27 protein-coding genes and 1 riboswitch are annotated in these 26,993 nt (G+C 63.0%); of the genes, 11 read left to right on the top strand and 16 right to left on the bottom strand.

The features are described from left to right. Window positions 1-169: 169 nt before the first annotated feature. The gene (gene cbiB, locus AC07E3_RS09530) at window positions 170-1,135 is read right to left on the bottom strand and encodes an adenosylcobinamide-phosphate synthase CbiB (RefSeq protein WP_478361473.1); all 966 of its coding nucleotides are present in this window, start codon (window positions 1,133-1,135) and stop codon (window positions 170-172) included. On the opposite strand from cbiB, the gene cobD reads away from it, so the two are divergent. Together cobD and AC07E3_RS09520 are read left to right on the top strand one after the other, a co-directional pair. Then, window positions 1,128-2,174: a threonine-phosphate decarboxylase CobD gene (cobD, locus tag AC07E3_RS09525; RefSeq protein ID WP_478361471.1), complete on the top strand. Its 1,047-nt coding sequence runs from the start codon at window positions 1,128-1,130 to the stop codon at window positions 2,172-2,174. The genes cbiB and cobD overlap by 8 nt on opposite strands. After that, complete coding sequence (locus tag AC07E3_RS09520; RefSeq protein ID WP_478361469.1) at window positions 2,174-2,680, top strand: tyrosine phosphatase family protein; 507 nt, start codon at window positions 2,174-2,176, stop codon at window positions 2,678-2,680. Before cobD ends, AC07E3_RS09520 begins: the two co-directional genes overlap by 1 nt. 64 nt (window positions 2,681-2,744) lie before the next feature. Here the strand turns inward: AC07E3_RS09520 and nhaC are convergent, their stop codons facing one another. From nhaC to AC07E3_RS09500, 4 genes are all read right to left on the bottom strand, one after another. Beyond that, the gene (gene nhaC / locus AC07E3_RS09515; protein ID WP_478361467.1) at window positions 2,745-4,256 is read right to left on the bottom strand and encodes a Na+/H+ antiporter NhaC; all 1,512 of its coding nucleotides are present in this window, start codon (window positions 4,254-4,256) and stop codon (window positions 2,745-2,747) included. Between the two features lie 189 nt (window positions 4,257-4,445). Next, on the bottom strand, window positions 4,446-5,432 hold the full coding sequence (locus AC07E3_RS09510; protein WP_478361465.1) for an LLM class flavin-dependent oxidoreductase: 987 nt from the start codon (window positions 5,430-5,432) through the stop codon (window positions 4,446-4,448). A 485-nt stretch (window positions 5,433-5,917) separates the two neighbouring features. Continuing rightward, entirely contained in the window at window positions 5,918-7,150 is a 1,233-nt protein-coding gene (locus AC07E3_RS09505) for a CaiB/BaiF CoA transferase family protein (protein WP_478361463.1), read from the bottom strand. Window positions 7,151-7,154: 4 nt separating this feature from the next. Then, entirely contained in the window at window positions 7,155-8,120 is a 966-nt protein-coding gene (locus tag AC07E3_RS09500) for a hydroxymethylglutaryl-CoA lyase (protein ID WP_478361461.1), read from the bottom strand. A gap of 148 nt (window positions 8,121-8,268) precedes the next feature. On the opposite strand from AC07E3_RS09500, the gene AC07E3_RS09495 reads away from it, so the two are divergent. The 4 genes from AC07E3_RS09495 to AC07E3_RS09480 are packed head-to-tail and all read left to right on the top strand — an operon-like array spanning window position 8,269 to window position 11,930. Continuing rightward, window positions 8,269-8,961, top strand: coding sequence for a GntR family transcriptional regulator (locus AC07E3_RS09495; protein ID WP_478361459.1), 693 nt, complete (start codon window positions 8,269-8,271; stop codon window positions 8,959-8,961). A 59-nt stretch (window positions 8,962-9,020) separates the two neighbouring features. Continuing rightward, window positions 9,021-9,989, top strand: coding sequence for a Bug family tripartite tricarboxylate transporter substrate binding protein (locus AC07E3_RS09490; protein WP_007007242.1), 969 nt, complete (start codon window positions 9,021-9,023; stop codon window positions 9,987-9,989). Then, window positions 9,986-10,417: a tripartite tricarboxylate transporter TctB family protein gene (locus AC07E3_RS09485; protein WP_478361457.1), complete on the top strand. Its 432-nt coding sequence runs from the start codon at window positions 9,986-9,988 to the stop codon at window positions 10,415-10,417. The genes AC07E3_RS09490 and AC07E3_RS09485 overlap by 4 nt, the downstream gene beginning before the upstream one ends. A 4-nt stretch (window positions 10,418-10,421) precedes the next feature. Further along, window positions 10,422-11,930, top strand: a complete 1,509-nt coding sequence (locus AC07E3_RS09480) for a tripartite tricarboxylate transporter permease (RefSeq protein WP_478361455.1) — start codon at window positions 10,422-10,424, stop codon at window positions 11,928-11,930. 149 nt (window positions 11,931-12,079) lie between these two features. On the opposite strand, the gene purU is transcribed toward AC07E3_RS09480, so the two are convergent. Then, a complete protein-coding gene (gene purU, locus AC07E3_RS09475; RefSeq protein ID WP_478361453.1) occupies window positions 12,080-12,934 on the bottom strand; it encodes a formyltetrahydrofolate deformylase in 855 nt (284 codons plus the stop codon). 253 nt (window positions 12,935-13,187) lie between these two features. On the opposite strand from purU, the gene AC07E3_RS09470 reads away from it, so the two are divergent. The 5 genes from AC07E3_RS09470 (at window position 13,188) to iolG (ending at window position 18,156) form a co-directional block, all read left to right on the top strand. Beyond that, entirely contained in the window at window positions 13,188-14,021 is an 834-nt protein-coding gene (locus tag AC07E3_RS09470; RefSeq protein ID WP_478361451.1) for a TIM barrel protein, read from the top strand. 225 nt (window positions 14,022-14,246) lie between these two features. Continuing rightward, window positions 14,247-15,191, top strand: coding sequence for a sugar ABC transporter substrate-binding protein (locus AC07E3_RS09465; protein ID WP_065817966.1), 945 nt, complete (start codon window positions 14,247-14,249; stop codon window positions 15,189-15,191). 122 nt (window positions 15,192-15,313) lie between these two features. Continuing rightward, window positions 15,314-16,300 carry an ABC transporter permease gene (locus AC07E3_RS09460; RefSeq protein WP_171900119.1) on the top strand — a complete coding sequence of 329 codons (987 nt, stop codon included), beginning with the start codon at window positions 15,314-15,316 and terminating at the stop codon, window positions 16,298-16,300. 16 nt (window positions 16,301-16,316) lie between these two features. After that, the gene (locus AC07E3_RS09455) at window positions 16,317-17,117 is read left to right on the top strand and encodes an ATP-binding cassette domain-containing protein (protein ID WP_336071334.1); all 801 of its coding nucleotides are present in this window, start codon (window positions 16,317-16,319) and stop codon (window positions 17,115-17,117) included. Window positions 17,118-17,154: 37 nt separating this feature from the next. Beyond that, window positions 17,155-18,156 (top strand): inositol 2-dehydrogenase, encoded by a 1,002-nt coding sequence (gene iolG, locus AC07E3_RS09450; protein ID WP_478361448.1) that lies wholly within the window; start codon window positions 17,155-17,157, stop codon window positions 18,154-18,156. A gap of 7 nt (window positions 18,157-18,163) precedes the next feature. Here iolG and AC07E3_RS09445 read toward each other — a convergent pair whose 3' ends face one another. From AC07E3_RS09445 to AC07E3_RS09400, 10 genes are all read right to left on the bottom strand, one after another. Continuing rightward, window positions 18,164-18,916: a hydroxymethylpyrimidine/phosphomethylpyrimidine kinase gene (locus AC07E3_RS09445; protein ID WP_478361446.1), complete on the bottom strand. Its 753-nt coding sequence runs from the start codon at window positions 18,914-18,916 to the stop codon at window positions 18,164-18,166. Next, a complete protein-coding gene (locus tag AC07E3_RS09440) occupies window positions 18,886-19,491 on the bottom strand; it encodes a thiamine phosphate synthase (RefSeq protein ID WP_478361444.1) in 606 nt (201 codons plus the stop codon). Before AC07E3_RS09440 ends, AC07E3_RS09445 begins: the two co-directional genes overlap by 31 nt. Beyond that, window positions 19,488-20,261, bottom strand: a complete 774-nt coding sequence (locus AC07E3_RS09435) for a thiazole synthase (protein WP_478361442.1) — start codon at window positions 20,259-20,261, stop codon at window positions 19,488-19,490. Before AC07E3_RS09435 ends, AC07E3_RS09440 begins: the two co-directional genes overlap by 4 nt. A gap of 1 nt (window position 20,262) precedes the next feature. Then, entirely contained in the window at window positions 20,263-20,460 is a 198-nt protein-coding gene (gene thiS, locus AC07E3_RS09430; protein ID WP_478361439.1) for a sulfur carrier protein ThiS, read from the bottom strand. After that, window positions 20,444-21,418: a glycine oxidase ThiO gene (gene thiO / locus AC07E3_RS09425; RefSeq protein ID WP_478361437.1), complete on the bottom strand. Its 975-nt coding sequence runs from the start codon at window positions 21,416-21,418 to the stop codon at window positions 20,444-20,446. The genes thiS and thiO overlap by 17 nt, the downstream gene beginning before the upstream one ends. 3 nt (window positions 21,419-21,421) lie before the next feature. Next, entirely contained in the window at window positions 21,422-23,236 is a 1,815-nt protein-coding gene (gene thiC / locus AC07E3_RS09420) for a phosphomethylpyrimidine synthase ThiC (protein WP_478361435.1), read from the bottom strand. A 112-nt stretch (window positions 23,237-23,348) separates the two neighbouring features. Then, a riboswitch (TPP riboswitch) is annotated at window positions 23,349-23,474 on the bottom strand. A gap of 190 nt (window positions 23,475-23,664) precedes the next feature. Next, on the bottom strand, window positions 23,665-24,324 hold the full coding sequence (locus AC07E3_RS09415) for an RraA family protein (RefSeq protein WP_007007227.1): 660 nt from the start codon (window positions 24,322-24,324) through the stop codon (window positions 23,665-23,667). Window positions 24,325-24,335: 11 nt separating this feature from the next. Next, window positions 24,336-25,142 (bottom strand): carbon-nitrogen hydrolase family protein, encoded by an 807-nt coding sequence (locus AC07E3_RS09410; RefSeq protein ID WP_478361433.1) that lies wholly within the window; start codon window positions 25,140-25,142, stop codon window positions 24,336-24,338. Window positions 25,143-25,179: 37 nt separating this feature from the next. Beyond that, window positions 25,180-26,463: a TRAP transporter large permease gene (locus tag AC07E3_RS09405; RefSeq protein ID WP_478361431.1), complete on the bottom strand. Its 1,284-nt coding sequence runs from the start codon at window positions 26,461-26,463 to the stop codon at window positions 25,180-25,182. Between the two features lie 15 nt (window positions 26,464-26,478). Beyond that, window positions 26,479-26,982 (bottom strand): TRAP transporter small permease, encoded by a 504-nt coding sequence (locus AC07E3_RS09400; protein ID WP_223006574.1) that lies wholly within the window; start codon window positions 26,980-26,982, stop codon window positions 26,479-26,481. Window positions 26,983-26,993: the final 11 nt, after the last annotated feature.

Here is a 26,993-nt window from a genome sequence, read left to right as displayed (position 1 = left end):
CCTGCTTTGAGGCGGTGCGTGGTTCGCCCTTCGACAGGCTCAGGAAGCTCACCATGAGGATGGGTAGAGACCTGCAATCCTGTACATAAACATGGAGAACAGAGTTGCAGCGCTACCACCTCCCTCATGGTGAGCTTGTCGAACCACGCACGACGCCATTGCCACGAGATCAAAACAGTTGCCAAAGTCCAGCCGCCACCGCCACAAGCCCGATCAAGAGCGCGTCTGCAATCCGGTAGAGCGTGAGCGCGCGGCGGATATCGCCGGCATTGGCCGCGCGGCGGCCGCCATCGCCCATCACCGCGTCGTCCACCACCTCGCCGCCATAGCGGCGCGGGCCGGCAAGGGCGAGGTCCAGAGCGCCCGCCATGGCCGCTTCCGGCCAGCCCGCATTGGGAGAACGATGATGGCGCGCATCGCGGCGTACCGCCTGCCATGCCGCTCCAGCCGAGGCGTCGCGCATGAAGAACGCGGCGGCAATAAAGAGAAACGCCGTCAGGCGCGACGCGGGCAGGTTGATCAGATCGTCGAAACGCGCCGCCGCCCAGCCGAAATGAAGATGCCGCACGGTCTTGTGGCCGATCATGGAATCGGCCGTGTTCGCGGCCTTGTAGAGCGCGCCGCCCGCCAGCCCGCCAACCGCCAGCCAGAACACCGGCGCCACCACGCCGTCGGAGCAGTTTTCAGCAAGGCTTTCAATGGCCGCGCGCGAAACGCCGGCCTCATCGAGGCTTTCGGGATCGCGGCCAACGATCTGCGAAACCGCTCTTCGGCCTTCCGGAAGCCCGCCGACGTCGAGCCCCTCCGCCACCGCTTTCACATGGCTTGCGAGGCTCCGCTGGGCGATCAGCGAACTGCCGGCAAGCGCGGCGACCAGCAGCCCGGTCCAGCCGGAAAGGGCCGTCTGGATCGACCAGCCGGCCAGACCTGCGAGCATCAGAATGACGGCCAGCGCGAGCGCGCCATTCAGTCGGCGCGCACCGGGCGAAAGGGTTTCGACATTGCATCGCGCGTCCGCCAGCGCGATAAGACGGCCTATCCAGGTGACGGGATGACCGATCAGGCGAAAGAGCCGCTCGGGGTAACCGATGGCGAGCTCGACCAGCATAGATGAAAGGGCGATCAGAATGGACATCAGGCCTCGACTGGCTGACCGGGCGGCGGACAGGGTGACCGATCACGGCGGCAGTCTCGTTCGGGCTTCAGCGCTCTTTCCAGACGCGCCGACGCCCTTTCTCGACCTGTCCACCGGCATCAACCCGAACCCCTATCCTTTTTCGCCGCTACCTGCCAGCGCCGTCGAGCGCCTGCCCGAAGAAGCCGACATTGCCGCGCTCGCAAGCCACGCAGCCGATTATTACGGCGCACCGTCAGCCGCCCATGTCATCGCCGCGCCGGGAACGCAGCTTCTTCTGCCGCTGGTCGCCTCGCTTCTGGCGCCCGGCCCGGCCCGCATTCTCGGTCCCACCTATGCCGAACACGCGCGCGCCGCCGCACTCGCCGGGCATACGGTGGAGGAGGTGGAGCGTTTCGATGCGCTTCATGGCGCGCGGCTTGCCGTGGTGGTCAATCCAAACAATCCCGACGGACGGCTGCTTGGCCGAAGAGACCTTCTCGATCTTGCGGAAAACCTGCAACGCAATGACGGCGTTCTGGTGGTCGATGAGGCCTTCATGGATGTCGGCCCGCAGGCCGAGAGCCTCGCCGGCGATGTGGAAGCCGGCAATATCGTGGTGCTGCGCTCGTTCGGAAAGTTCTTCGGTCTCGCCGGCCTGCGGCTCGGCTTCGCGCTGGCATCGGAAGAGCTAGCGCAGAAACTTTCCGCATGGCTCGGCCCATGGGCGGTTGCAGGGCCGGCGCTTCATGCCGGGCTTGAGGCGCTCGCCGACCGCGACTGGCAAAGTGTCATGCGGCGCGATCTCGTCAAGGCGCGCATCAGGCTCGATGCCCTTTTCGACGACGCAGGACTGAAGATCGAGACCGGCACCGATCTCTTCCGCTTCCTGCGCCATCCCCGCGCGGCAGAGCTCTTCGATCATCTGGGCCGCAGCGGCATTCTCGTGCGGCGTTTCGCGGGGCGTCCCGATTGCCTGCGCATCGGCCTGCCGGGAGACGATCAGGCTTTCGAGCGCGTGCGCACCGCTCTGGGAAGCTGGCAAAGGAGCGGCGCGTAATGCTCTATGTCTGCCCCGCTTCGCATCTGGAACGCATGCTGAAAGCGACCGGCGCGCAGCACATGATCTCTTTGACATCGAGCGGTGAACCACCCGCTCTTGACCAGATCGATACGGTGCCGAAACGTCTTCACCTGGCCATGCACGACATCACGGACCAGCGCCCGGGGCTGATCGCCCCGGCCCTGGATCAGGTCGAGCAATTGCTCGATTTCGCCCGCGACTGGGACTGGCGCTCGCCGATGGTCGTGCATTGCCATGCGGGCATCAGCCGCTCCACAGCTGCCGCCTATGTCATCGCCAATGCCTTCGCACGCGAGATGGACGAATTCGCCCTGGCGCAGATGCTGCGCGAACGCGCGCCGAGCGCCACGCCCAACCGCCGTATCGTCGCGCTGGGCGACCGGCTGCTTGAGCGCGAAGGACGGATGATCCGCGCGATCCATGAGATCGGCCGTGGTGCAGAAGCCTTTGCGGGCGAACCGTTTCACTACCCCGCCCGCTGAATGCGAAACAGGCCCCCTGGATCGCCTTGCGTCCATCCAAGGCGCCTGTCCGTGTAACCGAGCTTTACTCCGCCGGTGTCGTGCTTGGCAGCGCAGGGGTCTCCCAGCCATGGTCGCTCAGATCGGCAATGGTTTCGCCGCTATCATGCCAGCCCTTCATCTCCGCCTCGCTCGCACGGGGCGAAAAAAGACCCGTATAGGCATAGGCGAGGCCGATCACCGGCGACAGCCAGCAGGCGAAGGCAAGCGGAATGTAGAGCAGGTTCTCCAGATGCCCATCGGAGACGCCGAGCGCCAGCGCGCTGATCACGAAGGCGCCGCCTGCGTTCCACGGAACCAGCGGCGAAATCAGCGTGCCGCCTTCTTCCACCGCGCGCGACAGATTGAGCGTGGAATAGCCCATGCCGCGATAGACCGGCGCATACATGCGCCCGGGCAGCGCGATGGAAAGATAGGGATCGCCTGCCACCAGATTGGTCGCCATGGACGTGCCCACGGCAGCCGTCTGGATGCCGGCAAAGCTCTTCACCTTCATCATGATCGCCTTGATGATGGTTTCAAGACAGCCGGTCTTTTCCAGCGCACCACCGAAGCCGAGCGCGATCAGCACCAGCGAGATCGTCCACATCATCGACTGGATGCCGCCGCGATTGAGCAGCGAGTCGATCTCGCTCACCCCCGTGTCGATCCTGTAGCCGCTATTGGCATAGGTGAAGACATCATGCAGCCCCACGCCCTGCGCGATCATCGCCGTCAGCCCGCCGGCCAGAACGCCGGCAAAGAGAGACGGGATCGGCGGCATGCGCTTCACGGCCAGCGCGATCACCAGAATGGCCGGCAGAAGCAGCCAGGGTGAAATCACGAAGTTTTCCCGCAGCGACGCGGTGATCGTCGTGATCTTCTCGAACGAAGCACCGCCGGACTCGATCAGACCATAGCCGGCAAAAAGATAAATGCCGAGCGCAATCAGCATCGAAGGAATGGTCGTCGGCATCATGTTCTTGATGTGCGAGAACACGTCGACGCCCGTCACGGCCGGTGCCAGATTGGTGGTGTCGGAGAGCGGCGAGACCTTGTCGCCGAAGAACGCACCCGAAACGACCGCGCCCGCGGTCCAGTAGACCGGAATGCCAAAGCCGGCACCGATGCCCATCAGCGCCAGGCCAACCGTTCCGACCGTGCCCCACGACGTGCCGAGCGAGAGCGACACGACGGCGCACAGAAGCATGGCCGCCGCAAGGAAAATCTCCGGCGAGAGAATGGTCAGTCCGTAATAGATCAGTGTTGGCACGGTGCCGCTTGCAATCCAGACGCCGATGATCATTCCGACGGTGATAAGCACCGATACGGACGGCAGCGATACGTGGATCACGTGAAACACGCCCTTTTCGATATCCTCCCAGTCGAAACCGAGCTTGATGCCGACCAGCCCGGTAAGGGCGAGACCTATGGCAAGGGGCACATGGGGTGTGAAATCATCGAAATAGAAAAGCTGGACGCCAAGCACGATGAGCGTGAGCAGCACCGGCGTCAGCGCGAGCGGTAAGCTCGGCAGAGCCTTTTGCGGGGACGACATGTCTCTCTCCCATTATTGTTCGTCGAGGGCGCGTTGACCGCGCTCTTGTTCATTTGACGATAACAGGAGTGAAAACCCGTTTGGTCTTAATTTGCCGCTATCAAGGTCTAATCGACCAAATATTCCATTTCTGATAGATCAGGTCACGGCTAAAACAGATTTCCGGAAGAGATTTTATCATTTGTAAGTTCACGCCTCGGCGAGAATGTCTGCGGCAATGCGGAAGGATTTCAGCCTTGCTTCATGATCGTGGATCTGCCCGGTGATGATAATTTCGTCCGGTTCATAGCGCGCCAGAAACATGCCTAAAGCCCCTCGCACGGTCTCCGGGCTGCCGGCCGCCGTGCAGGCAAGTGCCTGCGCCACACCGGCGGCAATGGCCGGCTCGAGGATTTCTTCAACATTCTCCACGGGACGGGGCAGGGGTCCCGGTCGCCCGGTGCGCAGATTGGCAAAGGCCTGCTGCATGGAAGACTTCAGATAAACGCCTTCGGCGTCCGTATCGGCGGCAAACACGTTGAGCGCCATCATGAAATGCGGCTTTTCCAAATGTTCGGAGGGCCGAAAGGTCTGGCGGTAGACCTCGATCGCCTGTTCCAGCGCGGCGGGCGCGAAGTGCGAGGCGAAGGCATAGGGCAGGCCAAGATGTGCGGCCAGCTGCGCGCCATAAAGGCTGGAGCCAAGAATCCAGACCGGCACAAGCGTGCCCCGTCCGGGGATGGCGCGCACTTGCCGGCCCGGTTCATCGTCTCCCAGATAGGCGATCAACTCCATGACATCGCGTGGGAAGCCCTCACCATCGTCGAGCCCCCGCCGCAGGGCGCGGGCCGTGGCCATGTCGGTGCCCGGCGCGCGGCCAAGACCTAGGTCGATGCGGTCGGGATAAAGCGTGGCCAGCGTGCCGAACTGCTCGGCGATGATCAGCGGCGCGTGGTTGGGCAACATCACACCGCCCGCGCCGACCCGGATCGTCTTCGTGGCGGCAGCGACCTGCCCGATCAGGACCGAGGTTGCCGCGCTGGCGATGCCCGCCATGTTGTGATGTTCGGCAAGCCAGAAACGGCGATAGCCCCAGCTCTCGGCATGGCGGGCAAGATCGAGCGTGTTGTGGAGTGCATCGGCAACGCTCGAACCGTCGGGGACGGGCGCCAGGTCGAGAACGGAAAAGGGGATCATGGGAGAACTCCGGGGAGGAAAATCACTCTCCGGCATATGGGGGCAATTTGCGCCGATCCAAGGGTGGCGTTTTCAATGGCCCCTGAAGTCATGGGCAGAGCGCTGGCATCCAGTCTTCAGATTGTTGCGATGCCCCATTGCATTGTCGCCGTGCGTGGTTCGACAAGCTCACCATGAGGAAAGCTGTGCCTGGCAATGAGCCTTGGACAGAGACGGTGCAACGCATCCATGCGCCAACCCAGTCCCTTATGGTGGGGAAGGACACTCTCCGGCATATGGGGGCAATTTGCGCTGATCCAAGGGTGGCGCTTTCAATGGCCCCTGACGTCATGGGCAGAGCGCTTTCATCCAGTCTTCAGATTGTTTCGATGCCCCATTGCATTATCGCCGTGCGTGGTTCGACAAGCTCACCATGAGGAAAGCTTTGCCCGGCAATGAGCCCTGGGCGGAGACAGTGCAACGCGTTCATTCGCCAATCCCGTCCCTCATGGTGAGCTTGTCGAACCACGCACGGCGGTCCAATTACCCCCGATGGCGCCTTCCTTTGCCAGCGCTTCAATCTCGTCAGCCTCGAAGCCGCTCGCTTCCAGAACCGCCCTCGTGTCCGCACCCAGCTCGGGCGCGGGATGGCGCAGGCGGCAGGGCGTGTCGCTCAGCTTCACCGGAAAGCCCAGCATGCGGATCGGCCCGTGGTTGGGCTGGTCCACCTCGATCACCATTTCCTGCGCCCGCGTCTGCGGGTCGTTCAGCGCCTCGGCCAGGTTCTGCACCTTGCCGCAGGGCACACCGGCGGCATTGAGCCGTGCAATCCATGCCTCCTGCGTGTCCCGACCGACTGCCTGATTGATCATCTCGTTGAGTTCGGGACGGCGGGCAAAGCGCTTGTCATTCGTGTCGTAGCGCGGATCCTTCATCATGTGACCGAGCTCCAGCACATCGAGAAACCGCTTCAGGATCACGTCATTGGAGGGTGCGACGGCAATCTCGCCGTCCCGCGCCCTGAAGAGGCCATAAGGGGCCACCAGCGGATGGTCATTGCCGGTGCGCGCAGGCAGCTCTCCGGTGGTGAAATATTCCGACGCCAGATAGGCCATCATGCTGATCGCGCCATTCATCATGGCGCTTTCCACATGCTGGCCCGTTCCATTGAGGTCACGCGCGCGCAGCGCGCTCACAACGCCGAATGCACAGTAGAGGCCGGCCACCAGATCGGTGATCGGCTGCGCGACGCGCATCGGCTCGGTGCCTTCCGCACCGTTCACGCCCATCAGCCCGCTCATGGCCTGAGCGATGAAATCGAAGGCGGGGCGGTCCACATAGGGGCCGGTCGAGCCATAGCCGTTTACATTGGCCGTCACCAGCCTCGGATTGAGCGCCTTCAGCCGCGCCTCGCCAAAACCCATCTTCGCCATCACGCCGGGGCGGAAATTGTCGATGAGGACGTCGGCATCCGCAATCAGCCGCTCCAGCACCGCGCGGCCGCGCTCGCTATAGAGATCGATGACGACCGACTTCTTGTTGCGGTTGAAGCTTGCATAATAGGCGGAGAACCCGTCGCGCAGCGTGCCCTGTTCGCGGATCGGGTCGCCCTTGGCGGGTTCCACCTTGATCACCTCCGCCCCCATGTCGCCCAGCATCATGGTGCAGAACGGACCAGAGAGAACCCGCGTGAGGTCGATGACACGAATGCCTTCGAGCGGCGCTTTTTTCTCGGTCATATTTTCAGCCATTGGCGGTTGCAACGCTGTCCATGCTGGCGGTCTTGAGACGCGGTCCCGCCTTCATCACCTGGCCGGGAAGCGTGCGCCCGATGATCGCTTCGGCTTCCTGCGCGACACCGATCAGTTTTTCGAGATCGACACCGGTTTCCACCCCGCATTCGCTCAGCATGTAGACGAGATCCTCGGTGCAGATATTGCCCGTCGCACGCGGCACGAAGGGGCAGCCGCCAAGGCCGCCAATGCTCGCCTCATAGCGGGTCACACCCTCCAGCAGCCCGGCATAGACACAGGCAAGCCCCACGCCGCGCGTGTTGTGGAAATGCAGCGCGATGTCGGCCTCCGGAACCGCCTCTCTCAGCGCGCGGCAGCGCTCCTGCACCACGGGCGGCGTGGCCATGCCGGTCGTGTCGCCCAGCGACAGCGTGGTGATGCCCATGTCGCGATAGGCGCGGGCGATCTCCACGACCGAGGAGACCGGCACTTCGCCCTCGAAAGGACAGCCAAAGGATGTGGCAATCGCCCCATAGACCGGAATCTTCGCATCGCCTGCAATGCGCACGATGTCGGCGAACCCCTCCAGAGACTGGGCGCGGGTGCGGTTCACATTCTTCAGATTGTGGCTCTCCGAGGCTGACATGAAAACGACCATGGCATCGACACCGGCCTCGGCCGCGCGATCGGCGCCTCGCGCATTGGGCACCAGCGCGGTCAGCACCGCGCCTTTCGAACGGTCGATGCCGGCCAGAACGTCTGCTGCATCCCGCATCTGCGGCACAGCGCGTGGCGAAACGAAGGACGTGACCTCCAGATGGCGGAGGCCGGCATCGATCAGCCCGTTGACGAGCGCGATTTTCCTGTCCGTCGGCACGAATTGCGGCTCCGATTGCAATCCGTCGCGCGGTCCCACTTCGACAACGCTGACGCGCTCGGGAAACCCTTTCACAAGGTGGCCGGCTGGTGCTGTCACGATTTTTCCTCCCACCTGATTGCATCGGTAGACCGGATTGGTATACCGTCTTGCGAAGAACGGTCAATGCCCGTTCCAAAAATGGCAGACCGGAGGGCAGGGAGGCTTTCCGGACCGCCGCACATGCAGGGAGGAGTGCCCGTCCATCATGGGTGAGGCTGCAAAAGACATGGCTGAACAGCCGCTCGGCGAGCGCGTGCTTTCGCGCATTCGCGGCGATGTGCTCTCGCTCAAGCTTGCGCCGGGCGAGGTCGTGTCCGAACGATCTCTGGAAACCGCCTATGGCGCCTCGCGCACCCCCATCCGGCAGGCGCTGGCGGAGCTGATCCGTGAAGGGCTCGTCGTGAAGGCCGAGCGGGGCTATGCCATCGCGCCCTTCGACCTGCAGCAGCTTGAGGAAATCTTCGAATACCGCGAGATCGTCGAGGACGCGGCAATCCGTCTTGCCTGCGAACGGGCAAAGCCGGAGGAGCTGGATGCGATCCTGCGCACGGTGGATGAGGGCTTGAGCGACTTCACGCCCGACGACTGGTTCGAGGCGGGGCTCGACGTGCATGTGCAGCTTGCGGCCCTTTCCGGCAATCGCTTCCTGCGCGATGCGGTGCAGGACGCGGTCAACCGCACGATCCGCGCCCGCTGGCTGGTGGCGAGCTCGCCGGAGGCGCGCGCCATCGCCCACCGCGAACACAATGAAATCATAGCGCTTGTCCGGCAGCGGAAAACCGAGGAGGCCGCCGACGCCATTCGCAGGCATGCGCGCGACGTGCGCGGGCAGATCCTGCAGGCGCTGGAGGATTCGCGCCGCCTTTTCGGCGCGCGCGGGTTTGTGGAAGGAGGCTGAGAGCGGACGCAAATCCGGTCTCGGACACTGGAATTTCGACTTCAATGAGGGAGGACTTGATGAAGAAACTTTCAAAGCTCTTTGGAGCGGCTGTCCTGTGGACGTCGCTGTCCGTGGCTGGCGCCACGGCTGCCGAGTGCATCGCACCTGCCGATCCCGGCGGCGGCTGGGATTTCACCTGCCGCACCATCGGCAAGATGCTCTTCGACCAGAAGCTGGTGGATGCACCGGTGCAGGTCACCAACATGCCGGGCGGTGTGGGCGCGGTTGCCTATGCCAAGGTCATGTCGTCGCGCGCCGACGATGCGGAGCTGATGGTGGCAACCTCCACCGTGGGCGTCACGCAGATCGCGCAGGGCAAGTATCCGGCAGACACGTCGGTGATGCGCTGGGTGGCCATGCTGGGCACCGATGTCGGCGTGATCGTGGTGCCGAAGGATTCGGACTTCAAGACGCTCGACGATCTGGTGGCCGCGCTCAAGGAAGACCCGAGCGCGCTTGCGGTTGCCGGCTCCTCCGGTGCGGGCGGCTGGGACCATATCCGCCTGCTCATGCTGGCGCAGGCCGCCGGCCTTTCGGGCGATGAGTACAAGCAGATCCGCTGGGTGCAGTTCGATGGCGGTAGCCCCGCCGTCACGCAGATGATCGGCGGGCAGGTTCAGGCGGTTTCCACCGATCTGGGCGAGATCGCCGGTTTCGTGGAATCGGGCGACATCCGCATTCTGGCAGCCCTTTCCGACGACCGCGTTCCCGCCTTCCCGGATTCGCCCACCGCAAAAGAGCAGGGCCTCGATGTGACCGGCTACAACTGGCGCGGTTTCTACACAGGCGGCGAGGTCTCTGACGAAGGCTACAATGCCTGGGTCGAGCGCCTGCAGAAGCTCTATGACACCGACGACTGGAAAGAGACCGCCAAGGGCAACGGCCTCGTGCCGGTGTGGCGCGGCGGCGCGGAGTTCGAGGCCTATGTGAAGGACCAGTCCGAACAGATGCGCAAGATTTCCCAGGAGATCGGAGTCATCAAGTGACAGACAGGATCGTCGGCCTTTTTCTTCTGGCCATTTCGATCTGGTACGGCGTGACCGCGGGAGACTATGAGGCGAGCTTCGGCGACCCTCTTGGCCCCGCGGCCTTTCCCATCATGCTGTCCGTGCCTGCGGCCATCCTCAGCCTGACGATGATCATCCGTCCGGATGAGGAGCCGGCCTGGGTTACGGGCAAGCCGCTTCTGTTGCAGGTGGGGGCGGTCTCGCTGCTGCTTGCCTATGCCGGCTTTTTGGAGGTGCTCGGCTTTCCGCTCGCCACCTTCATCGCTGTCGCGCTTTTGGGGCGCATCCTGCGCAGCTCATGGCCGAAATCCATTGTCTCGGCGGCGATCATGAGCGCGTTCCTGTTTCTTGCCTTCGACAAGCTGCTCGGTCTTCCGCTGCCGCTTCTCCCAGAATTCGTGAGCTGATTTCATGGATATGCTGTCCGCCCTTGCGCAGGGTTTTGCAGTCGCGATCACGCCGACCAATCTGGCTCTGGCGCTGTTCGGCTGCTTTGCGGGAACGCTGATCGGCGCGCTGCCGGGGCTTGGCCCCGTAAACGGCGTCGCCATCCTCATTCCGCTTGCCTTTTCGCTCGGGCTGGAGCCCACCTCGGCGCTCATCATGCTGTCATGCATCTATTATGGCTGCATGTATGGCGGGCGCATCTCCTCGATCATGCTCAACATTCCCGGCGACGAGCCGGCCATCATGACCACGCTCGACGGCTATCCCATGGCGCGCGCCGGCAAAGCGTCGGAGGCGTTGGCCATCTCCGCCGTCGCCTCCTTTGTCGGGGCAACCTTCGCCACGATCGGGCTCACGCTTTTTGCGCCGCTTCTGGCCAAGGCCGCCATCTATTTCGGCCCCGCCGACTATTTCGCGCTCTATGTCATGGCCTTCGCCACCATCGGCGGAATCACCTCGGTCAATCCGTTCAAGACGCTGCTTGCCGCCTTCATCGGGTTGATGATCGCCACGGTCGGCCTCGACCCCGCCACCGGCACGGCGCGCTACACGGCCGGTTCGTTCCATCTTTATGACGGGTTCGACCCCATCGTCGCCATTGTCGGCCTCTTCGCCATTTCCGAAGTGCTGGTCTATCTGGAGCGGGTGCATCAGGGCGAGACCAAGATGGTGCCGCTCGGCCGCGCCCTGCCGCGCTTCAGGGACATGATGGCCGGCGGCTGGGCCAATCTGCGCGGCTCGGTCATCGGTTTCATCTGCGGCATCCTGCCGGGCGCCGGCGCCTCGCTCGGCGCGTTCATGTCCTACATTGCGGAGCAACGCTGGAGCGCAAAGGACGGCAAATTCGGCGAAGGCGACCCGCGCGGCATCGCGGCCCCTGAAGCCGGCAACAACGCCGCGTCGGGCGGCGCGCTGATCCCCATGCTCACGCTCGGCGTGCCGGGCAGCGGCACCACGGCCGTCATGCTGGCGCTGCTCATCTCGCTCAACATCCAGCCCGGCCCACTGCTCTTCGACCGGCAGCCGGACCTGGTCTGGGGCCTGATCGCCGCGCTCTACATCGCCAACATCGCGCTGCTCATCATGAACATTCCGATGATCGGCCTGTTCACGCGCATGCTATCCATGCCGCAATGGGTGCTGATGCCCTTCGTCGTCATGGTCAGCTTTCTCGGTGTCTACTCGATCAGCCACTCCACCTTCGACCTCTTCGTCATGGTCGGTTTCGGCGTGATGGGCTACATCCTGCGCATGCTGGGCATTTCGCTGGTGCCGGTCATTCTGGGCCTGCTTCTGGGTGCGGACATGGAAAACAACCTGCGCCGCGCTCTCTCCATCTCGAACGGCGATTTCCAGATCCTGTTTTCCAGCCCCATCGCGCTGACACTCTACGCCATCACCGCCACCATGCTCGGCCTCGCCTTCCTGCTCGCCTTCCGCTCACGCAGACGAAACCGCGCTGCGACAGGCTGAAACCCCACCACCTCAACACTTCGTCATCCTCGGGCCTGCCCCGAGGATCCATGCCGGAACCGCACTTACCTGCACCAACAACGGCATGGATGCCCGGCTCAGGGCCGGGCATGACGAAAGTGGGAGGGATCACACACCGTTGACAGGTGTCACCCGAAGACGACCGTCTTGTGTCCGTTCATCATCACCCGGTTTTCCAGGTGCAGCTTGACGGCGCGGGCGAGAACCCGGCTCTCGATGTCGCGGCCCGTGGCAACGAAATCCTCTGCCGTCATGGCATGCGTCACGCGTTCGGTTTCCTGCTCGATGATCGGCCCCTCATCGAGGTCCGGCGTCACATAATGCGCCGTCGCGCCGATCAGCTTCACGCCGCGCTCATGCGCCTGATGATAGGGCTTTGCACCCTTGAAGCTCGGCAGGAACGAATGGTGGATGTTGATCACCTTGCCGTAGAGCCGGTTCGAAAGCTCGTTGGAAAGCACCTGCATGTAGCGCGCAAGGATGACGAGATCAGCCCCCGTCTCCTTGAACAGGTCGAGCAGCTTTGCCTCCTGCTCCTGCTTGTTGTCCTTCGTCACCTTCCAGCAGTGATAGGGGATGCCCTCCATCTCCGCTGTCGCGCGCGAATCCTCGTGGTTCGAGACGATGGCCACCACTTCGGCATCGAGCCAGCCGACGCGGATCTGGTAGAGCAGGTGCAGAAGCGCGTGATCGAACTTCGACACCATGATGATGATCTTCGGCCGCCGTGCCGTGTCGGCGATGGCCGTCTTCATGTCGAAGCGCGCAATGGCCGGCTCCAGCGCGCGCAACAGCCCGTCGCGCTCCACGCCCTTTGGCGCCGTCACGGCGATGCGCATGAAGAAGCGGTTGGTCTGCCGGTCCCAGAACTGGTTGGATTCGGCAATGTTCGCACCAAGACCGGCCAACTCCGTCGTCACCGCGGCAACGATGCCGGGGCGGTCTTCGCAGGTGAGATTGATGTGAAATGTCTTCTCGGTCATGGCGCGGCCTGAACTGATGGATTGCTGAGTGAACACCCCGAAGGGTGCCGGGGTTTATACGCCATCGGGCCCGGATTGAAACCGCGTTAATGTCACGGCGTGGCGAGCCGGTCAGCATTTCCCGCAAACTGGATTTTCACAGACCCGAAAGCCTGTATGCGGCTTTTCCGACGGGACCGCGTTGACGCTGTTGCGTCGCACGGACATGTTTCCGCCAACCGGCCGCAGAGCCGCCATCCCCGAGGAGACATCAATGACCGCGACAGCACCGTTCTTCGCGCTCAATCACATGAGCGCACCCAGCCACACGATTTCCGACTTCTTCGATCTCGCGGCTTCGCTCGGCATGAAGGGCGTGGAAATTCGCAACGACCTGCAGGACAATGCCATTCTGGATGGCACGCCTGCCGCAGCTTTGCGCCGGGAAGCGGAGGCGCGCGACCTGCGCATTCTCTCCATCAACGCGCTGCAGCGCTTCAACGAATGGAACGACATCCGCGAGGAGGAAGCACAATCGCTGATTGCCTATGCGCGCGATTGTGGTGCCGAGGCGCTGGTGCTCGTGCCGGTCAATGACGGAACGGGGCGGGTCGATGGCGAAAGGCAGGCCAATCTGCGGATTGCGCTAAAGGCATTGCGCCCACTTCTGGAAGACGCCGGAATTGTCGGCCTGGTGGAGCCGCTGGGGTTCGAGATCTGCTCATTGCGGCTGAAATCGGAAGCCGTCGAAGCCATCGCATCGCTCGATGCCGCCGGCACCTTCCGGCTCGTGCACGACACGTTCCACCACACGCTTGCCGGCGAGGATGAGCTGTTTGTCGCAGAGACCGGACTTGTTCACATTTCCGGCGTCGTCGATGAGGCGCTTGCGGTTCGGGACATGCGGGACGGGCACCGTGTGCTGGTCGACGAACGCGACCGGCTGGACAATGTCAGGCAGATATCAGCCCTTCTTTCCGGGGGCTTCCAGGGGCCATTGTCGTTCGAGCCATTTGCCGAAAGTGTGCACCGGACTGCCGACCTGAAGAGAGACCTTGAGGAAAGCATGACGCATATCCGCGAGAATGCTTTCCAGCCGCGCGCCTGAGGCGAAACGCAAAATGGAATTTCGCCTTGACGCGACCGCAGAAAATAGAATAAATATTACATATTGATCTCCTAACGGTTCCGGAATTCTATTTTATGGAGTGCCGGGCGGTTGAAAATTGAGGACTTCAGCCGTCCACCCCGATGGAGTTCATAAGTTCGCATTGCAGGATTCCGGCCAAAGCGGGTGCTGCCGGACACCCATCGTGTGTGGAGGAGCATTCAGATGAAAAAGCTTATGATGGGCGTTGCCGTTTCGGCACTGATGTCCACCTCGGCCATGGCTGAGACGGTCGGTGTCTCCATGGCTCTGTTCGACGACAATTTCCTGACCGTTCTGCGCAATGGCATGGTCGACTATGCCGACACGCTGGACGGTGTGGAACTGCAGGTCGAGGACGCGCAGAACGACGTCGGCAAACAGCTCAACCAGATCCAGAACTTCATCGCCTCGGGCGTCGACGCGGTCATTGTCAACCCGGTCGACACCGACGCCACCGTCGCAATGACCAAGGCGGCCGCCGATGCGGGCGTGCCGCTCGTCTTCGTGAACCGCGAGCCGGTCAATGTCGACGATCTGCCGGACAATCAGGCTTTCGTCGCCTCCGACGAGCGCGAGTCCGGCACGCTGGAGACACAGGAAATCTGCCGTCTGCTCAAGGAAAAGGGCAAGGGTGACGGCGCCAAGATCGTCGTCATGATGGGTGAGCTGTCCAACCAGGCAGCGCGCATGCGCACACAGGACGTTCACGACGTGATCGCTACCGACGATTGCTCCTTCATGGAGATCGTCGAGGAGCAGACGGCCAACTGGCAGCGCACCGAGGCAACCGACCTGATGACCAACTGGCTCTCCGCCGGCCTGGAGTTCGACGCGCTGGTCTCCAACAATGACGAAATGGCCATCGGCGCCATCCAGGCCATGAAAGCCGCCAACATCTCGATGGAAGACATGCTGGTGGGCGGTGTCGACGCCACCCAGGACGCGCTGGCCGCCATGGCCGCTGGCGATCTGGACGTGACCGTGTTCCAGGATGCGGCCGGCCAGGGCAAGGGCGCGCTCGATGCGGCCCTCAGACTCGCCAAGGGTGAAGACGTGGATCAGAAGGTGTATATTCCCTTCCAGCTCGTGACGCCGGACAATATGGATCAGTTCACGACCAAGAACTGATTTTGCGGACCTGACGGCGGCGGCCGCAGAGCCGCCGCCATCCCGCCGGCGCATGCCGGCTCTCCATGGCGGAAAAAACGATGGCAAACCAGGCACAAGCAGTTTCCGGCAGCGCCGCGGACATGCCCCAGAAGCGGCCGCGCTCTCACGAATTGAACGCGTTGCTCGGCCTTGTCGGCATCGCGCTCATTTTCGAAATACTCGGCTGGATCTTTCAGGGGCAGAGCTTTCTGTTCAACACCCAGCGCCTTTCCATCATGATCCTGCAGGTTTCGGTGGTTGGCATCATCGCCATCGGCGTGACGCAGGTCATCATCACCGGCGGCATCGATCTTTCGTCGGGCTCCGTGGTTGGCGCCACGGCGATGATCGCCATGAGCTTCGCGCAGGTGAGCACCTATCCCCGCGCAGTCTATCCGGAACTGACCGACCTTCCCGTCATCATCCCCATTCTGATCGGCCTTGCCTGCGGCATCGTCGCCGGCATGATCAACGGCCTGTTGATCGCCTTCACGAAAATACCGCCCTTCATTGCCACGCTCGGCATGATGGTGACGGCGCGCGGCATCGCCAAATGGTACACGAAGGGCCAGCCGGTCTCCTTCCCGACCGACAGTTTTGCGGCCCTCGGACAGGGCATGACCCCGGTCTTCATCTTCCTGGCGATCGCGGCTCTTTTCCACGTCGCGCTCAAATACACTGTCTATGGCAAGCACACCTATGCCATCGGCTCCAACGAGCAGGCAGCGCGCATGTCGGGCATCAATGTCGAGCGGCATCTGGTGCTGGTCTATACGATAGCGGGTCTTCTCGCCGGTCTTGCCGGCATGGTGATCGCCGCCCGTGGGCTGACCGCGCAGGCCGGTATGGGCGTCATGTACGAGCTCGACGCCATCGCCATGGCCGTTATCGGCGGCGTCTCGCTTTCCGGCGGGCGCGGCTCCATCGTCGGAACGCTGATCGGTGCCGTCATCTTCGGCGTCATCATCTCCGGCTTCACCTTCCTGCGGCTCGATGCCTACTATCAGGAAATGATCAAGGGCGTGATCATCGTCGCCGCCGTGGTGGCCGATGTGTACCGCCAGCGCATGCGGCCACGGTCGCGCTGAACCCCGGGAGGAACCCATGACAGGCGAAAATCGGGCAGGCGAAGAACGCAAGGTGATCCTCAGAACCGAGGGCCTGACCAAGCATTATGGCGGTGTGCACGCGCTCCAGGACGCGGACTTCGAACTGCTCGACGGCGAGCACGTGGCGATTGTCGGTGACAACGGTGCCGGCAAGTCGACCTTCGTGCGGCAGATCACCGGCGTCGAGCGCCCCACCGCCGGCAAGATACTGTTTGAAGGGCGAGAGATGGATTTTCAGAATCCCGTCGACGCGCGCGAGGCAGGCATTGAAGCGGTGTTCCAGAATCTGGCGCTTGCCGACGATCTGGACGTGCCTTCCAACATCTTTCTTGGCCGGGAGGAAACCTACTTCAATCTCGGTCCATTCAGCTTTCTGAACGAGAAGAAGATGTTCCAGCGCAGCCAGGAAGCGCTGGAAAAAACAGGGGTGAAAATTCCCAATCTGCACAATTCGATCGCCAACATGTCCGGCGGTCAGCGCCAGTGTGTCGCCATCAGCCGGGCGGCGAGCTTCGCCTCGAAGCTGATCCTCATGGACGAGCCCACGGCAGCCCTGGGCGTGCAGGAAACGACCCAGGTGGAAAACATCATCCGCGGCCTGAAGAAACGCGGCATTCCGCTGATCCTCGTCAGCCACAATCTCAGGCAGGTCTTCAACCTGGTCGACAAGATCTGGGTGTTCCGGCGCGGCCGCATCGCCGGCATGCTGGAGGCCGACAAGACGGACGGAAACGAAGTGGTCTCGCTTATCACCGGCGTGCAGTCCGGCGTCCACGAGAACGCCAGTTACATCTGAGACAAAGCCTTCAGGAACCCAGACAGAAAGACCCTCTATGACCGTGAACTTCGCGCTTCTTGGTGCCGGGCGCATCGGCAAGGTGCATGCAAAAGCGATTGCCGGCAATGCGGACGCCCGGCTTGTCGCCGTCGCTGATGCCTTTGCAGAGGCCGCACAGGCTATCGCCGATGCCTATGGGTGCGCGGTTCGCAGCATTGAAGACATTGAGGCCGACAGGCGCATCGATGCCGTTGTCATCTGCACGCCGACCGACACGCATGCGGATTTGATCGAGCGCTTTGCCCGCGCCGGCAAAGCCGTTTTCTGCGAAAAGCCCATCGACCTGAACCTTGCCCGCGTGAAGCAGTGCCTTGGTGTGGTGAAGGAAACCGGCGCCGTGCTGATGGTGGGTTTCAACCGCCGCTTCGACCCGCATTTCGCCGCCGTGCGCGCTGCCATCGACGAAGGCCGGATCGGCCCTGTCGAGATGGTGCAGATCACCTCGCGCGATCCCGGTCCGCCGCCCATCAGCTACATCAAGTCATCGGGCGGCATTCTGCGTGACATGACGATCCACGATTTCGACATGGCGCGCTTCCTGCTTGGCGAGGAGCCTGAAACGGTGTTCGCCACCGCCTCTGTTCTGGTCGATCCGGCCATTGGCGAGGCGGGCGATTTCGACAGCGTGTCCGTCATCCTCACCGCCGCGTCGGGGCGCCAGTGCAGCATCTCCAATTCGCGCCGCGCCACCTATGGCTATGACCAGCGGATCGAGGTGCTGGGTGCTAAGGGCGCAATCGCTGCGGAAAACCAGCGGCCCGTTTCCATCGAGATCGCCAATGCGCAGGGTTTTACCCGCCCGCCGCTGCACGATTTCTTCATGACCCGCTACACGGAGGCCTATGCCGCCGAGATTGCCAGCTTCATCGCCGCCATTGTCGAGGGCAAGCCGGCATCGCCTTCCGGCGAAGACGGATTGCGCGCGCTGGCACTGGCCGATGCAGCGCTCCTCTCGGTGAAGGAAGGCCGTGCGATAAAGCTCTCCGAAATCCTCTGATCTGATTTCAACCGGCCAGCCAGCGTTCGGACAAATAGGTTTTTGCCGCGCGCACGCTGGCCTCCAGCCCATCGCCCCGGGCAAGACCCGCAGCGATGGCGCTTGCCAGCATGCAGCCGGTGCCCCGCATCGTGCCGGGCAGACGTGGCCCCTCGAACCGCAGTGGCGGCTCTCCCGCCTCATACAGCGTATCCACGGCGAGAGGGCCATCAGCATGCCCACCTTTCACGAGCAGCGCTTTCACCCCACCGCGGAGCAATCGGCCCGCCTCAGTTTCGACCTCGCTATCGCCTGAAAGAAGCGCCAGTTCGGGTAGGTTGGGCGTGACGAGGCTGCAAAGCGTCATCAGGTTTTCGCGCATGAATGCGATGGCATCGTCGGCAAGCAGCGCCCGCCCGGAAGACGATGCGATCACCGGATCGAGCACCACCGGTATCGCGGCGTGTTCGCGCAGAACCGCCGCAACGCGCCCCACGGTCTCGCGGCTTCCAAGTATGCCTATCTTGATCGCCGCGACCGCGTTTGCCGAGAGGGCAGCCCGCATCTGTGCTTCCACCAGATCGGGGTCGCAGAGCTGGACGCGCTCCACCGCCGTGTGGGTCTGCACCGTTACCGCTGTGAGCGCGAGGCAGGTTTTCACGCCAAAGGCAGCAAGTGTCTCCACATCGCGCGCGATGCCGGCCCCGCCAGACGAGTCCGAACCGGCAATCACCAGCACATGCGCCATGCTCACCGCCATTGCGCGGTGGCTGCCAGCCATTCGCGCGTGCGCGCTTCCGGATCTGGATTCAGCGTGATGTCGGTCACCACGGCAGCACTATCCGCCCCGGCGGCAAACACGCCGGGAAGCCGTTCGGGATTCAGCCCGCCAATCGCCACCAGCGGCACATCGCCGACACGCTTGCGCCAGTCGGCCAGCCGGTCGAGCCCCTGCGGGTTCCATTTCATCTTTTTGAGGATCGTCGGATAGACCGGCCCGAGCGCCACATAGTCAGGCTTTTCCGCCAGGGCTGTGCGCAGTTCCGCCCCATCATGGGTGCTGATGCCGAGCTTCAGCCCCGCCGCGCGGATCGCCTCGAGATCGGCCCCGGCCAAATCTTCCTGGCCCAGATGGATGAAATCGCAGCCCGTTTCGATGGCCAGCCGCCAGTGGTCGTTGACGATGAGCTGGCAATCGTTTTCGGCACAGATGCGCCTTGCTTCGATGATTTCTCCACGAAGTGCTGCTTCATCCATCTCCTTGATACGCAACTGCACGAGCTTCACGCCGAGAGGAACGAGCCGGGCGATCCAGTGGGCACTGTCGACAATCAGATAAAAGGGATCGAGTTTCATTCAAACACCGCCTTGCCGATCACCGGCGTTGAAGGAACGGCCATGTCGCGCGGCTCCAGCGGACCGGCCAGAAAGGCTTGCCGCCCCGCATCGACAGCACCGGCAAAGGCTGCCGCCATGGCGATCGGGTCCCCGGCCTTTGCAACGGCCGTGTTCAAAAGAACGGCATCGAAACCCAGCTCCATCACCATGGCTCCATGCGATGGTCGTCCAAGCCCCGCATCCACGATAAGCGGCACATCGGGAAATTCTGCCCGCATGGCCCTGAGCCCATCCGCATTGACCGGTCCCCGCGCCGAGCCGATGGGCGCGCACCAGGGCATCAGCACCGCGCATCCCGCGTCGAGCAGCCTTTCGGCCACCACCAGATCGTCGGTCGTGTAGGGAAAAACCTTGAAGCCCTCATCGCTCAGAGTGCGTGCGGCCTCGACAAGGCCGAACACATCCGGCTGGAGCGTGTCGTGATGGCCGATCACCTCCAGCTTGATCCAGTCCGTGCCGAAAAGCTCCCGCGCCATCTGCGCCGTGGTGACAGCCTCCTTCACCGAATGGCAGCCCGCCGTGTTGGGCAGAACACGCACACCGAGCTCGCGGATCAGCTCCCAGAACCGGCCGCCATTGCGGTTGCCCGCCATCTCGCGGCGCAGCGACACGGTCACGATCTCGCAGCCGCTTTTTCGCACCGCATCCGCCATGATGGCGGGGGAGGGGTATTGCGCGGTTCCCAGAAGCAGCCGCGAGGACAGGGTTTCGCCATAGACTTCCAGCATGTCAGCCTCCCTGCATGGGCGAAAGGATCTCGATCCGGTCCCCGTCTTTGAGCGCACACCGGCTTCGTTCCGCTGCCGGAACAAGCTCTCCATTGCGCGCGGTGGCGAGAAAGTCGGGCGCGTAGTCCAGTTCATCGAGCAGGGCGGCCAGCGTTGCTGCTGTCACGTGCCGCGCTTCGCCATTAACCGTGAGCTTCATCGAACACCTCCACGCGTTCGTTCAGGATGAGAGCCGCCGCCTCGCGCGCCATGGCCGGCGAGAGCAGAAAACCGTGGCGGTAGAACCCGTTCACGCTGATGCCCTCCCGCGTGCGCTTCACGCGCGGCAGGTTGCCGGGATAGGCGGGCCGCACGCCGGCACCCGTCTCCACGATCTTCGCCTCGGCAAAGGCCGGATGCAGGCTGTAGGCCGCGTTGAGCAATTCCATCGTCGAGCGGGCGCTGATCGGCCCATCGTCATCGCTTTCGATCATCGTCGCGCCCACCATGAAATGGTGATCCGCCCGCGGCACGATATAGACCGGTATGCGCGGGTGAAGCAGGCGCACCGGGCGCGAAAGCCTGACCTCTTTCGTCCGCAGCAGAAGCATCTCGCCCCGCACGCCGCGCAGCTCCGGATCCGCCGCCGCCATGCCGGTGCAGTCGGCAATTCGGTCTGCTTCGACAGGCGTATCGTTACCGTAAGCGAAGCGTACGCCTGCCGTTTTCAGCCTGGTAATCAGCACCGTCAGCGCCCGGCGCGGATCGAGATGAGCCTCGCCGGGAAAGAAAAGCCCACGGCGGAACCGGCCTTCAAGATCGGGCTCCAGTTCAGCAACGGCCTCGCCCTCCAGCCATTCATGGCCGGTCGTGCGCACGGCAAAGCGGTCGAGCTCCGCCCGGTCCCGCGCCGGCGCAACCACCAGCGTTCCATTGCGCACGACATGGCCGGGAAGGGCGGCCTCCCACCAGTCCGCCGCGGTCTTTCCGAGCGTGAGCACCGGCTCTTCCGCGCTCTCGCGTTCGCACCACGGTGCGAGCATGCCGCCCGCCAGCCACGACGCGCTGCCCGCCGGGCCTGAGCGGACATCGCACACCGTCACCCGTACACCCGCCCGCACCAGCTCATGCGCCAGCGTGAGGCCGGCGACGCCGGCCCCACGAACAAGGACATGCATGGATCACTCCCCGGGCTCGACCGCCTTCTCCAGCGGCATGTAGAGTTCGCCGCCTTCGCGGAACTTCTCCGCCATCTTCGCCATGCCCTCCTTCTGGGCCTCGGCGCGGATGTCGTGGGAGATGCGCATGGAGCAGAATTTCGGCCCGCACATGGAGCAGAAATGCGCCACCTTGTGCGCCTCCTTGGGGAGCGTCTCGTCGTGGAAGTTGCGCGCAGTCTCGGGGTCGAGCGAGAGGTTGAACTGGTCCTCCCAGCGAAACTCGAAACGCGCGCGCGAAAGCGCATCGTCGCGGATCTTCGCTGCCGGATGCCCCTTGGCGAGGTCTGCCGCATGGGCCGCGATCTTGTAGGTGATGACGCCCGTCTTCACATCGTCGCGGTCGGGCAGGCCCAGATGCTCCTTCGGCGTGACATAGCAGAGCATGGCCGTGCCGAACCAGCCGATCATCGCCGCGCCAATGCCGCTCGTGATGTGGTCATAGCCCGGCGCAATGTCGGTCGTGAGCGGCCCAAGCGTGTAGAAGGGCGCCTCGCCGCAGACATCGAGCTGCTTGTCCATGTTCTCCTTGATCTTGTGCATGGGCACGTGGCCCGGGCCCTCGATCATCACCTGGCAGTCCTTCTTCCAGGCGATCTGCGTCAGCTCGCCCAGCGTCTCCAGCTCGGCAAACTGCGCGGCGTCATTGGCATCGGCGATGGAGCCGGGACGCAGGCCATCGCCCAGCGAGAAGGAGACGTCATAGGCGCGGCAGATGTCGCAGATTTCCTCAAAATGCTCGTAGAGGAAGCTCTCCCTGTGGTGATGCAGGCACCACTTGGCCATGATCGAGCCACCGCGCGAGACGATGCCCGTCACCCGATCGACCGTCAGCGGAATGTAATGCAGTCGCACTCCCGCATGGATGGTGAAATAGTCGACGCCCTGTTCGGCCTGCTCGATCAGCGTGTCGCGAAAGACCTCCCAGTTCAGATCCTCGGCAATGCCGTTCACCTTCTCCAGCGCCTGATAGATCGGCACCGTGCCAATCGGCACAGGCGAATTGCGGATGATCCATTCGCGGATGTTGTGGATGTTGCGACCGGTGGAAAGGTCCATCACCGTGTCGCCGCCCCAGCGCGTTGCCCACACCATCTTGTCCACCTCCTCGGCCATGGAGGAGGTGACGGCGGAATTGCCGATATTGGCGTTGATCTTCACGAGGAAATTGCGGCCGATGATCATCGGCTCGGCTTCCGGGTGGTTGATGTTGGCGGGAATGATCGCCCGGCCCTTCGCCACCTCGTCGCGCACGAATTCCGGCGTCACGAAATCGGGAATGGCCGCGCCAAAGCTCTCGCCATCGCGCACGAGCGTGGCCTTCGCCTGTTCGCGGCCAAGGTTCTCGCGGATAGCGATATATTCCATCTCCGGCGTGATGATGCCGGCCCGCGCATAGGCAAGCTGCGTGACGGCCTTGCCGTCCTTTGCCCGCAGCGGCTGGTGGCGCGTTGGAAACTCCGGCGTCAGCCGGTCGCCGGAAACGAAACCATTGTCCTCCGGCTTCACATGGCGGCCCTCATAGGCCTCCACATCGCCGCGCGCCTTCACCCAGGCCTCGCGGATGCGCGGCAGACCCTTTTCAATCTCGATCAGCGCGTCCGGATCGGAATAGGGACCGGAGGAATCATAAACGGTCACCGGCGGCTCGCCGGCGCTCGGGTGCACGGCGATCTCGCGCATGGGCACGCGAATGTCGGGGTGAAGCTTGCCGGGTTTGTAGATCTTGCGCGACGCCGGCAATGGGCCGGTGGTCACTTTCGGAGCGATAGCATCCATGGGTCAGAGCCTCCTCTGCTCAGTCAGCAATGGAGACCCAGTTCGTGCCGAGAGGAGGAAGAGCGCTGACGTTCCGCTATGGAAATGGATTTCGGCTCGAAGGAGCCAGCGACCCGCCAGGCATGCACCATCCCTACGCCAGTATGAACTGGATCAGGTTCATCGGGTCACTGCGCTGCATGGAAAACCATGCCCAGCAGAATCTCAGCCCCTTGGCGGGACCCCCCAGGTGAGGCCGTAAGGTGGGAGAAGTGAGGCGCTCTTGTCAAGCACCCATGTCAGATGCCGGGCAACAAGTTTGGGAAGGGGGCTTCGAGCCATGTCTCGAAGCCCTCTTCCTCTATCGAGAGGCCATACCCGTCATCCCGGCCGACCGCTGGGCTATCCGGGATGACGGGTATGATTTGTGGATGAGCCGCTGCCAGATCCTAGGCGCTTGCCTCAACGCGCGCCTTGGCGCCGGAAATGGTCGGCAGGCTTTCGCCGGCGTCGATGCGCTTCAGAAGTTCGACTTCACGCGCCTGCATCTGGATGGCGCGGTCTGCCACCATGTCCACCTCGTCGGGAGACAGGATCAGCACGCCGTTTTCATCGGCCAGCACCGCATCGCCCGGATTGACCACCACGCCGCCAACGCTGACGGGGATGTTCATTTCACCCGAAACGCCCAGCAGCTTGGTGGTGATGGGCGAGGGGCCCCGGCACCACATGGGGAAACCGTGACGCTCGAAATCGGCAACGTCTGTCGCCGGCCCGTCCACCACCGCACCGGCGGCCTTCTTGCGGGCCGCCGTGTGGGTGATGACGCCGCCCCAACAGGCGTGGCGTGTGTCGCCGGCACGATCGATGATCACGAAATCGCCGGGCCGGATATGGTCCATCGCGTAATGCAGGAGCGTGCTGTCGGCATGGGGCAGGCGCAGGGTCACCGCCGTTCCGGCGGCCCGCACCCTGGGCAGCATGGAGCGGATGCCCGTGTCGAGGAAGTTTGCGTGCAGAAAGTGGCCGACCGTGGCGGTCTCCACCTGCATCAGCTTGTCGATCTTGGCCTGTGCCAGCTGCTCCGGCATCGAGTTGACCTGGTACATATGCGTATTCCTTATGCGACGACGTGATGGTCTGCGACAGGCATGGAGCGGCGGATCTGCTCGGCATAGCCGGTGTCGATGGTCGCGCTTGCATGGCCGACGCGGTCCGAGCAGTTGGCGATGGTCACGCCCCATGGATCGATGATCAGCGAGTGGCCGAAACACAGCTTTTTGCCTTCGTCATGCCCGAAGATCTGGGCCGATGCGGCCACATAGGACTGGGTCTCGATGGCGCGGGCGCACAGAAGCTGTTCCCAATGGTCCTTGCCGGTCTGCAGCGTGAAAGCGGCGGGCAGCACGATCACCTCGGCGCCCTTGTCACGCAGCTTGCGGAACAGCTCCGGGAAGCGCAGATCGTAGCAGATGGCGCAACCGATTTTCACGCCTTCCAGCTCGTAGACGACCACGTCCTCGCCGCGCTTCATCGTGTCGGATTCCAGATAGCTCTGGCCGCCGGGAACCTTCACATCGAAGAGATGGATCTTGCGGTAGCGGGCAATCTCCTTGCCCTGCCGGTCGAACACGATGGTCGTGTTGTAGCACTTCTCGCCCGCAGCCTCGGCCATGGAGCCGGCGTGAATGTTCACCTTCAGCTCGGCGGCCAGGGCCGACATGGCGCGGTAGGCTTCGCCATCGGGAAAGGTTTCCGCATGGGCGCGGCGGCTTTCCACGGTCCCGCCCATATAGGTGAAGGTTTCGGGAAGCACGACGAGATCGGACTTGTCCTCGGCAACGGCCTTGCGGATCAAGGCTTCCGCATCGGCAATGTTCTTTGCCTTGTCGTCCTGCGAGTTCATTTGAATGACGGAGATTTTCATGAATTTCCCTTGCTTTGGAGTTTGATTGGGGCGGCCGTCAGGCCGGCCCCAGAACGAGATTGGGAAGGAAGAGCACCAGCTCGGGCACGAAGGTGATCACGAGCAGGGCAACGATCAGTGGGATGAGAAAGGGCAGGATCGCCACAGCCACTTTCTCGAACGGCACCTTGCCCACCTCAGCGACGATGTAGAGCGCGATGCCCATGGGCGGTGTGGCAATGCCGATCAGAAGCGCCAGGGTGATGATCAGGCCGAAATGAATGCGGTCGATGCCGAACTGGTCGATGATCGGCAGAAGCATTGGCACGAGGATCAGCTTTGCCGGCACACCTTCCACGAAACAGCCCACCAGAAGCAGGAAACCGAGCAGGAGAAACAGGAAGACCGTACGCGATTCGGTGAACAGAAGAATCTGATCAGCCAGTTGCTGCGGGATCTGCTCGATGGCCAGAAGCCAGCCCATCACATGCGAGAAACCGATGATGATCATGATGACGCTGGTGATGGTCATCGTCTCCGTCAGCGCCTGCCAGAGCATGCGGAAGGAGAAGGTGCGGTAAACGAAACCCAGCGCGATGGTGTAGACGCAGGCCAGAACGCCGGCTTCCGTCGCGGTCGTGAAACCGGTGAGGATGGCGACAAGGATGATGCCCGGTGCAACCAGCGCGGCGATACCGTCGATGGCGGAACGGCCGATCTGCGGCAGGCTCTTGCGTTCCTCGCGCGGAAAGTCCTGCTTCAGTGCGACGAGGTAGTTGAATGCCATCAGCGACAGACCGACGATGAGGCCGGGAATGATGCCTGCAAGGAAAAGCCGCGCCACCGAGGTGTTGGACAGAAACGCATAGACGACAAGGCTGATGGATGGTGGGATGATTGGCCCGACCACCGCACTTGCCGCCGTGAGGGCCGCCGCGAAGGGAGCGGGATAACCGCGCTCGCGCATCGCCTTGATCTCGATCGTGCCGAGGCCGGCGCAATCGGCCACGGCCGCACCGGAGACACCGGCGAAGAGCAGCGACGAGACGACGTTCACCTGTGCGAGGCCGGCCCGCATATGGCCGACAAGCGCGGAGGCGAAGTTGAAGATGCGGTCGGTCATGCCGACGCCATTCATCAGATTGCCCGCCATGATGAAGAAGGGGATGGCAAGCAGGGACGGGTTGTCGACGCCGTCGAGAACCTGAAGCGGAATGATGTAGAGCGTGTCGGAGAAGCCCGCATAGATGAGGGCGGAGAGCACCGCCAGGCCGATGGCCATGGTGATCGGCACACGCAGAAGGATGAGGGCGACGAAGCCCGCGAAAAGTAGCAAGGTCATGGTTCTACCCGGATCCTAGATGTCGCCCGCAGGGTGATGCTCAGGCTCCGCATGCCCTCTGAGGGCATGCACGAAGTCGCTGAAGAAGTGCAGGGCAATCAACCCGCAGGACACGAAGAAGGGGACACTCAGCCAATAGCGCTGAATGCCAACCATCTCGATATTGCCCACCTGCCGCTGGATCAGCTCCGGTGCTTCGCGCAAGATGATGAGCAAGAGCGCGATAACGGCGATGTCCACCAGCATCCGCCCGGCGCGGCGCACCGGGGGCGGAGTGGCGTTCAGCAGAAAATCGACGGTGATGTCCTTATTTTGCCTGTAGACGACGAAAAAGCCCAGAAAACTCATCCACACGAAGCAGACGATGCTGATGGGGAAGGCCCAGACCACCCCCTGACCGAGAAATGCGCGTGACGCGACATTGAGTGCGGTCACGAGGAGCATGGCGAACAATGCCGCATTCGCTCCCACAAGAAACAGCCGGTCGATAACGGCCAGGATTCGATCCAGGACGGGCATGAAACCTCCCC

The organism is Nitratireductor lacus (assembly GCF_056431025.1).
This window is presented reverse-complemented; position numbering and strand designations above follow the sequence as displayed.

Bases quoted from the DNA above. Each gene is read 5' to 3' on its own strand.
- AC07E3_RS09410 (WP_478361433.1), bottom strand. From the start codon at position 25,142: ATGAAAATCTCCGTCATTCAAATGAACTCGCAGGACGACAAGGCAAAG.
- AC07E3_RS09510 (WP_478361465.1), bottom strand. From the start codon at position 5,432: ATGATCCCCTTTTCCGTTCTCGACCTGGCGCCCGTCCCCGACGGTTCG.
- nhaC (WP_478361467.1), bottom strand. From the start codon at position 4,256: ATGTCGTCCCCGCAAAAGGCTCTGCCGAGCTTACCGCTCGCGCTGACG.
- purU (WP_478361453.1), bottom strand. From the start codon at position 12,934: ATGACCGAGAAGACATTTCACATCAATCTCACCTGCGAAGACCGCCCC.
- cobD (WP_478361471.1), top strand. From the start codon at position 1,128: ATGGACATCAGGCCTCGACTGGCTGACCGGGCGGCGGACAGGGTGACC.
- AC07E3_RS09470 (WP_478361451.1), top strand. From the start codon at position 13,188: ATGACCGCGACAGCACCGTTCTTCGCGCTCAATCACATGAGCGCACCC.
- AC07E3_RS09435 (WP_478361442.1), bottom strand. From the start codon at position 20,261: ATGCTGGAAGTCTATGGCGAAACCCTGTCCTCGCGGCTGCTTCTGGGA.
- thiO (WP_478361437.1), bottom strand. From the start codon at position 21,418: ATGCATGTCCTTGTTCGTGGGGCCGGCGTCGCCGGCCTCACGCTGGCG.
- AC07E3_RS09405 (WP_478361431.1), bottom strand. From the start codon at position 26,463: ATGACCTTGCTACTTTTCGCGGGCTTCGTCGCCCTCATCCTTCTGCGT.
- AC07E3_RS09460 (WP_171900119.1), top strand. From the start codon at position 15,314: ATGCCCCAGAAGCGGCCGCGCTCTCACGAATTGAACGCGTTGCTCGGC.
- AC07E3_RS09505 (WP_478361463.1), bottom strand. From the start codon at position 7,150: ATGACCGAGAAAAAAGCGCCGCTCGAAGGCATTCGTGTCATCGACCTC.
- AC07E3_RS09495 (WP_478361459.1), top strand. From the start codon at position 8,269: ATGGGTGAGGCTGCAAAAGACATGGCTGAACAGCCGCTCGGCGAGCGC.
- AC07E3_RS09455 (WP_336071334.1), top strand. From the start codon at position 16,317: ATGACAGGCGAAAATCGGGCAGGCGAAGAACGCAAGGTGATCCTCAGA.
- iolG (WP_478361448.1), top strand. From the start codon at position 17,155: ATGACCGTGAACTTCGCGCTTCTTGGTGCCGGGCGCATCGGCAAGGTG.
- AC07E3_RS09400 (WP_223006574.1), bottom strand. From the start codon at position 26,982: ATGCCCGTCCTGGATCGAATCCTGGCCGTTATCGACCGGCTGTTTCTT.
- AC07E3_RS09480 (WP_478361455.1), top strand. From the start codon at position 10,422: ATGGATATGCTGTCCGCCCTTGCGCAGGGTTTTGCAGTCGCGATCACG.
- thiC (WP_478361435.1), bottom strand. From the start codon at position 23,236: ATGGATGCTATCGCTCCGAAAGTGACCACCGGCCCATTGCCGGCGTCG.
- AC07E3_RS09445 (WP_478361446.1), bottom strand. From the start codon at position 18,916: ATGGCTGGCAGCCACCGCGCAATGGCGGTGAGCATGGCGCATGTGCTG.
- AC07E3_RS09465 (WP_065817966.1), top strand. From the start codon at position 14,247: ATGAAAAAGCTTATGATGGGCGTTGCCGTTTCGGCACTGATGTCCACC.
- AC07E3_RS09520 (WP_478361469.1), top strand. From the start codon at position 2,174: ATGCTCTATGTCTGCCCCGCTTCGCATCTGGAACGCATGCTGAAAGCG.
- cbiB (WP_478361473.1), bottom strand. From the start codon at position 1,135: ATGTCCATTCTGATCGCCCTTTCATCTATGCTGGTCGAGCTCGCCATC.
- AC07E3_RS09490 (WP_007007242.1), top strand. From the start codon at position 9,021: ATGAAGAAACTTTCAAAGCTCTTTGGAGCGGCTGTCCTGTGGACGTCG.
- thiS (WP_478361439.1), bottom strand. From the start codon at position 20,460: ATGAAGCTCACGGTTAATGGCGAAGCGCGGCACGTGACAGCAGCAACG.
- AC07E3_RS09440 (WP_478361444.1), bottom strand. From the start codon at position 19,491: ATGAAACTCGATCCCTTTTATCTGATTGTCGACAGTGCCCACTGGATC.
- AC07E3_RS09415 (WP_007007227.1), bottom strand. From the start codon at position 24,324: ATGTACCAGGTCAACTCGATGCCGGAGCAGCTGGCACAGGCCAAGATC.